Origin of the sequence: Streptomyces diastatochromogenes (assembly GCF_002242805.1) — a bacterium.
Classification (GTDB): domain Bacteria; phylum Actinomycetota; class Actinomycetes; order Streptomycetales; family Streptomycetaceae; genus Streptomyces; species Streptomyces diastatochromogenes.
Genome location: NZ_MCGQ01000155.1, coordinates 1 through 7,631 on the forward strand (window position 1 = coordinate 1; position 7,631 = coordinate 7,631).

4 protein-coding genes are annotated in these 7,631 nt (G+C 72.6%); 2 read left to right on the plus strand and 2 right to left on the minus strand.

Annotated features, from left to right (window positions below; translation table 11 throughout):
* Nucleotides 1-3,655, plus strand: a 3,655-nt coding sequence (locus tag BEK98_RS47265; RefSeq protein ID WP_143684295.1) for a type I polyketide synthase, incomplete at its 5' end; no start/stop codon positions are given.
* A gap of 29 nt (nucleotides 3,656-3,684) precedes the next feature.
* Here BEK98_RS47265 and BEK98_RS47270 read toward each other — a convergent pair.
* A complete protein-coding gene (locus BEK98_RS47270; RefSeq protein ID WP_094222958.1) occupies nucleotides 3,685-4,929 on the minus strand; it encodes an LmeA family phospholipid-binding protein in 1,245 nt (414 codons plus the stop codon).
* A 446-nt stretch (nucleotides 4,930-5,375) separates the two neighbouring features.
* Between BEK98_RS47270 and BEK98_RS47275 the strand changes: the two genes are divergently transcribed.
* On the plus strand, nucleotides 5,376-5,957 hold the full coding sequence (locus tag BEK98_RS47275; RefSeq protein WP_425276675.1) for a lamin tail domain-containing protein: 582 nt from the start codon (nucleotides 5,376-5,378) through the stop codon (nucleotides 5,955-5,957).
* A gap of 144 nt (nucleotides 5,958-6,101) precedes the next feature.
* Here BEK98_RS47275 and BEK98_RS47280 read toward each other — a convergent pair.
* Nucleotides 6,102-7,631: ATP-binding SpoIIE family protein phosphatase (locus tag BEK98_RS47280; protein WP_094222959.1), on the minus strand; the 1,530-nt coding region annotated here is incomplete at its 5' end.

The following is a 7,631-nucleotide window of genomic DNA, read 5'->3' on the forward strand; positions in this document are numbered from 1 at the left end:
CGCCATGACAACGGCCGAGGAGCCTGGGGACCTGGTGTTCACCCCGACGGTGCGGGCCGGCCACCCGGAACCCGACACGGTCCTGGCGGCACTCGCCCGACTCCACGAGCACGGCACGGCGGTCGACTGGGACGCCGTGCACCAGGCACACCCAGGCAGGCGTGCCCAGCGGGTGGACCTGCCCACCTACCCCTTCCAGCGGGAGCGCTACTGGCTGGCCGAGCCCGCCGACCCCACGCCGACCGCCGCAGCACGCCCCGGCTCCGGCCATCCGGTGCTGACGTCCACGACCAGCCTCCCGGACACGGGCCGCCTGCTGTGCACCGGCCACCTGTCGGACGCCGACCAGCCCTGGCTGGGCGACCACGTCGTCGACGGACGCCCGCTGGTGCCCGCCGCCGCGCTCGCCGACCTGGCGCTCCACACCGGCGGCACCTGCGGGCTGGACGTCCTGGAGGAGCTGACCCTGCTGCTGCCACTGCAACTGCCCGGCTCCGGCCTGCGCGTCGAGGTGCAGGTGGCGCTCGGCGAACCGGATCCGTCCGGCCGCCGGACCGTCGACATCCACGCCCGCCCCGAGGATGCCGGCCCGGTCGGTACGTGGACCCACCACGCCACCGGCCGGCTGGCACCGCCGGCCACCGACCCCGGCCCGAGCCACGGCCCACAGGGATCCTGGCCACCCCCGGACGCCGTACCGGTCGACCTGACAGGGGCCTACGACCGGCTGGCCGGCGCAGGCTACGCCTACGGCCCGGCCTTCCGCTGCGTGCGCGCCGTTTGGCGGCAGGGGGACGACCTCCTCGCCGATGTACGGCTCCCCGACACGGCCGTAGAAGAGGCACAGCGGTACGGCATCCATCCCGCGCTGCTCGACGCCGCCATCCACGCGCCGCTGCTGCTCCCCGAGGACCAGAAGGAGCCCGCACCGAGGCGGCTGCCGTACGCCTGGCGGGGCGTCAGCCGGTACGCGACCGGTGTCACCGCGCTGCGGGTACGACTGCGCCGCACCGCCGAGGACACGGTCGCCGTGGACCTCACCGACCCGGCGGGCAGGCCGGTGCTGCGGGTGGAGGCGCTGACGACGCGGGCGGTGCCGGGCACCGCCGAACGCCTGGGCGCGCTGTACCGCCCGGGTTGGACCGCCGCGGCCCCCACCCACTCCACCGTCTCCGCGCTCGCGGTGGCATCGCCGGACGACCTGGACCTGGGAGCAGCGCTGTCCGGTTCAGCGGGGGCCGGGACATCCCTCGGAGGTGATGCCCCGGCCGTCGTCGTCTCCCTCGCCCCTACGGCTCCGTCCGCCACCCCGGCCACCGAAGCGCGCGCCCTCGTCACGCGCGCCCTGGAACTGCTGCGCGACCGGCTGCCCGCCCTGGCCCCGGGATCGCGCCTGATCCTGGTCACCCGCGGTGCCACCGGACCGGACCCGGACCTGGCCGCAGCCGCCGTCTGGGGGCTGGCGCGCAGCGCGCAGTCGGAGTACCCCGGCCGCCTCACCCTCGTCGACGCGGACCACCACCCCGAGTCGCTGCGCCGGCTGACGGCAGCCCTGGCAACGGGCGAACCCCAACTCGCCCTCCATGCCGGCAAGGTGCTGGTGCCGCGGCTGACACAGGCGGCCGCCGCACCCTCCCACTCGGCTCCGTTCACGGAGGACGGCACCGTACTGATCACCGGGGGCACGGGGGCTCTCGGCGCGCTCCTGGCCCGCCACTTGACGGAGCATCACAAAGTCCGGCGGCTGGTGCTCACCAGTCGTAGTGGCCCGGAGTCGCCCGGTGCGCGACGGCTGAAGGAGGAGATCGAGCAGGCCGGCGGCCGGGTGGAGGTGGTCGCCTGCGACGCCGCCGACCGGTCCGCACTGGCCGCGGTGATCGACCGGTACGCCGCGGACCTGACCGCCGTGGTGCACGCGGCGGGTGTCCTCGACGACGGCGTGCTGGAGGCACAGACGCCCGAGCGGCTCGCGGCCGTCCTGCGGCCGAAGGCGGACGCCGCCTGGCACCTCCACGAACTGACGAAGGACCTGCCCCTGTCGCAGTTCGTGCTCTTCTCCTCGGCGGCGGGCCTGCTCGGCAACCCCGGTCAGGCGGGCTACGCCGCCGCGAACGCGTTCCTCGACGCCCTCGCGCTGCACCGGGCCGCCCTGGGACTGCCCGCGCTCTCCCTGGTGTGGGGGCCGTGGGCGGGAGCCGAGGGGATGGCGGCCCGTACCGGCCGGACCGGCGACGGCGTGCTGCACGCCGTCACCCCTGCCGAGGGGCTGGCACTGTTCGACGCCGCTCTGACGGCGAGCGAACCCGTCCTGGCACCCCTGCCGCTGGACCCGAAGGCCGGGATGCGGCGGCAGCCGGTTCCGCCACCGCTGCAGGATCTCCTGCGCTCGTCCGGCCCGGAGGGGGACGTGGGAAGTGCGCGACCGGCGGCCGGCACCGCTCGCTCGACGCACGACTCGCCGGGAGCCTGGCGTGAGAGGCTGGCGCAGCTGCCCGCCGACGACCGCCCCTCCACGCTGCTCACCCTGGTCAGGGAAGCGGTCGCCGAGGTGCTCGGCCATCCCGGAGCGGCCGCCGTGACGGCCGACCGCGCCCTCACGGAGCTGGGCCTCGACTCCCTGACCGCCGTTCTGCTGCGCAACCGGCTGAGTCTGCTCACCGGCCTGGAACTGCCCGCCACCCTCATCTTCGACCTGCCCACCACCGACCGACTGGCGAGCCACCTGCTCGCCGAACTGCACGAGGCGTTGCCCCGCCGGCACGCAGCCACCGATGCGCGGCCGGCACGCCCCGCACAGACCCTGGCCTCCCTCTACCGCCGCGTGTGCGGGACCGGTGACGTCGTCTCGGCCATGCACCTGCTCGTGACCGCCTCACTGGCCGTCCCCGGCTTCGGCCCCGAGGACGCCGCCGCGCACGCCCTGCAGCCGCTCCAGCTGACCGCCGGCGCCGACGACCGGCCACCTCTGGTGTGCTTCCCCGGCTTCTCCCCGGCCCTGGGCAGGCCCTGGTACGACGCGCTCGCGCGCCACTTCGAAGGAGACCGGGACGTGCTGGAGGTCCGGCACCCCGGCATCGCCTCCGGCGACGCGCTGCCCCGCGATTGGCAGACACTGGTCGACCTGCACGCGGCCACCCTGCGGGAGCAATTGGGCGACCGCCGGCCCGTTCTCCTGGGCTGGTCGATGGGCGGCTGTCCGGCACACGCGGTCGCCGAGCGGCTGGCGGCGACCGGCGCCCCGCCCGCAGGCCTGGTCCTCGTCGACACCTACCACGTGACCCCCGAGCGGGAGGCCGAGCCATGGCTGCTCGCCCTCCCCGCCCGCGCGGCCCTGGCCATGGGGGAGGGCTTCGACACCGCGGTGGACGACATGGCGCTGGCCGCACTCGGGGGCTACACCCGGATGCTCCGCGGCTGGCACCCCGAGCCGCTGGACATACCCACACTTCTGGTACGCGCCACCGACCAGTTGCCGGAGATGCGCACCCACGGCGGCCGCGAGACAGGAAGCCGCGACTGGCGGGCCTCCTGGCCACAGCCGTCCGAGACGGTGGACGTCCCCGGCGACCACTGGTCCATCGCCGAGGAACACGCACCCACCACGGCACAGGTGATCCGTGACTGGATCAACGGCCTTGGGAAATTGATGAATTGAGGCACCGTCAGTGATTTCGGTACGAATGCTCAGTGCCCCAGGAGCAGTCCCGACCCCGTGACGTCGGCGTGGATGCCGTCCTTGTGCACCGTCACGCGCTGCAGGCGCAGGGCGCCCGAGGGCGGTTTCGGGAGCTGGAAGGAGAAGGAGAAGCGGTCGGCGATCTGCGGGCGGGTGAGCTTGGTCAGTGCGGTGAGGAGAGAGAGGTCGAGGCCGAGCCGCTTGAGGAGCCCCGGGTGGGCGACCGCCACGTCCACGAGGTTCATGCGGGTCAGGTCGTGCAGGAAGCGCGGTGCGCCGGTGAGTTGATGGAGCCTGTCCTCGTCGTGCAGCGCGGCGCGCACCGCGCTGTCGGGGACGCCCAGGCGCCGCACTATCTCCGGGACGGCCAGAAAGGCCCTGATCTTCTCCGCCTCCCGGGTGAGCCGGCGCGCCGAGGCGCGGGTCAGGTGCAGGCCCTCGGCGGGCCCGGTGCCGGGCCGGTACGTCGCGAGGTCACCGATGTCGAGCCGCATGCCGTCCACGGAGGTGGCGATGCCGCGCGCCCCTTCGCGCCGGATGCGGACGTCGGCTCGTACCCGCAGATCGTTCCCCGCGACGCGCAGATCGCCGTGGGCCCGGACGCGGCCCGGTCCGTGGGCCGTGAAGGACACCTGGGAGGCGCCGAGTTCGCGGTTCATGTCGGCGAAGGACAGCAGGACGCGACCGTGCACCCGCCGCACGAGTGCGCCGCGCACGGCGGTGGGTCCGTCGCCGTCGATACGTATGTCGTGTGCGGTGGCGGTGACCTGGGTGAGGGTGACCCGGCGGGCCGGGATGCCGGGGACGGTGATCCGGACCGAGTCCAGGCGCTGTGCGGCCAGCTGGCTGAGGAAGGGGAACCCGCCGATCCGCACCTCGGGGGCGGCGGCGAGATGGAGCTGGTCCTTGAGTCGTTCGGACGCCTTGTGCTCGGCATAGAGCAGTGCCCAGCGATCGGCGAGGGTGACCAGGCAGGCGAGGGTGAGCGCCCAGGCGAGAACTCTGACCACGGTGGGCAGGCCGGTGGCGCGGTTGCGGCGGCGGCTGCCGCGCCGGTGGTTGGGCGGGGCCCAGGGCTCCTCGGCGTCGTCGTCCTGCGAGCTCGACGCGCTGTCCTCGGTGAGGAAGTCGTCCAGCGGATTGTCTGCCAGCGAGGCCAGTTCGTCGTACGGATTGCGGCTGGGTGGAACCCGCTCGGTGGAATGCCCGTCCGACTGGGCAGGTTGATGCGTCGGTATGTGGGGGGTACGCATCGGGAGATTTGATCATATAATCCCACCCAGCTCGCAAGTCCTACCTGAAGTAAGGCTCGAAATCGGCCACTCCACGGCCGACGGTCGGCGGGTGTACGCGCGGCAGGTGCTTGAGGGCTGTTGCTCACTTTCGGGTGACAGGTGGGTGCGCATCCATGTGAAGGATGGCCTGAAAAGGCCTCAAAAAGGGCATTCATGACATAGATGGACTATGCATGCGAGTGTCACCAATATGTTGACGATCTGTAACATGCCCTGTATGTGCCGTGTTTCTCCGGCTCGGGGCAGGAGGGTGTGGGTGCGCGGCCGCACGGCCGCTCCTCAACCGCCGCACCCCGGCCCACGACCCGATGCCGTGAAGCCCGGACGTGCCCACACCCTGCAAGGGGGACCTTGTGTCCGCTTCCGTTTCTGTGACCCCGCGTCGTCTGACTGCAGCCGCCGCCGTGGCGGCAGCTCTGGTCGGAGCGGTGGCGCTGCCCGCCTCCGCCGCGGACCGACCGAGCGCGTACCCGGACCGCGCTCAGGTGGTCATCGGTGACGTGCAGTACAGCGTTCATGGCCGCTACGAGCGATCCAACCTGGCCCTCAACCGGGAGTGGGTCGACATCACCAACAACAGCCGGCGCGACGTGAACCTGAGCGGCTGGACCCTGTCCGACCGGGACGGCAACACCTACACCTTCCGCCACTTCTGGCTGGGGGGCCGAGGAACCGTCCGCGTCCACACCGGTGTCGGCCGCGACAGCTCGTCCGACGTCTACCAGGACCGCCGCTCCTCCGTCTGGGACCGCAACGCCGACACCGCCACCCTGCGCAACGACCACGGCCGCTTCGTCGACGCCACGTCCTGGGGCGAGGGCCGGCGTGACGACCACCGCGACTACCCTGGCGACGACCACCGCGACCACCGCGGCGACGGCGACCGTCACTACCGTGGAGACGACCACCGCGACCACCGCGGTGACGGCGACGGTCACTACCGCGGTGGTGACGGCGACAACCACCGCGGCGACCACCGCTTCTGACCGTCCCCGGTGTGCCGACGCCCCTGGCTCGGCACCCGACAACCCGCACCACGGCGCGCCGCTCCCGAGGAGCGGCGCGCCGCGCCCACAACGGCTTCCCCCGTCCCGTGCGGCTGCTTCGATCGGCTCCTGCTCGTCCTGGTTCTACGGCCCTGCCGGCCGAGGGCCGACCCGCTGCCCCATCCTGAGGCTGAACCACGTCGTCTTGCCCTCGTCGGTCGGCCGGACTCCCCAATCGTCGGCGAGGGCCCGCACGAGCTGCAGCCCCCGGCCCGACTCCTCCTCCTCGGCCGCCATCCGGGGCTGGGGCAACTGCGGGCTGGGGTCGCTGACCTCGACCGTCAGCTCGGTGTCCGTGCGGCGCACCTGCAGTCCGATCGGGCCCTGCGCGTGCTGTACCGCGTTGGTGAGGATCTCCGACAGCAGCAGACACGCGTCGTCCGCCCGCTCGACGAAGCCCCACGTGCAGAGGGTTGCGGCGAGGAATCCGCGACCGTCACGCACCGCGCGCGGTTCCGCGCGGAGTTCGGCCCCGGCCGTGGCCAGCGGAGCGGCCGGCACCTGGGTGAGCAGCAGTGTGACGTCGTCGTGTCCGTTCGCGTCGGGCAGCAACGTGGTCAGTACGTGGTCGGCGGCGGCCTCCAGGTCGAGGCCGGAACTCGCCAGCTTGTCCATGGTGCCGATGAGCTGGGTGAGCTGGTCCTCGATGTCGGTGCCCGGGGTCTCGATCAGACCGTCGGTGTAGAGCACGAGGGTGGCGCCGCGCGCGATGGTCGTGGAGCGCTCTTCGTAGATCACACCGCCGACGCCGAGGGGCGCGTTCACCGGTGTGGGCAGGGTGCTGGCGCCCTCGCCTGGAACGGTGACCAGGACCGGCAGATGCCCCGCGGAACAGATGACCACTTCGCCGGAGTCGGCGGCGACGACGAGGTAGCAGCAGGTGACCAGCTGGTCGGGGACGTTCAGATCGGCCACGACCGTGTCCAGCGCCTGCATCAGCTGACGGGGCCGCATACCCGTCTTGGCCAGCGCGTGCGCGGCAGACCGCAGCTGACCCATCACGGCGGCCGCCTCCAGACCGCGGCCCATCACGTCACCGATCAGCACCCCGATGCGGCCGGCCCCCAGCGGGATCAGGTCGAACCAGTCGCCGCCCACACCGGCTCCCTGGGTGGCGGGGAAGTAGCGGCTCGCGGTGGTGAGGTCGGGAATCGCGGGCGGCGTGCCCATCAGACTGCGCTGCAGCGTCAGCGCGATGTGCCGCTGCTGCTCGTACAGTTCGGTCAGTTCCGCCTCGGCCCGTTTGCGGTCACTGATGTCGCGGACGATCGCGCAGGCGCCGATGACCGTGCCGTCCGGGGCCCGGGTCGGCCACAGGGTGACGTCGACGTCGAGCATCCCGCCGGATCGGGTCACCCGCAGCGTCTCGAAGTGCTCGACCTTCTCGCCCCGGCGCAACCGGTCCAGGAGCAGCCCGATCTCGTCCTCCTGGTCGGGCGGGGCGAGGATCGACACGTGCTGCCCGACCGCCTCGGCGGCCGAGAACCCGTACAGCCGCTGGGCGGCGGCGTTCCAGTAGGTGATCCGCCCGTCGAGGGTCTTGGCGAGGATCGCGTCCTGGGAGGACTCGACCAGCGCGGCGAGTTCGTTGATGCGCTCTTCGGCGGCTTTGCG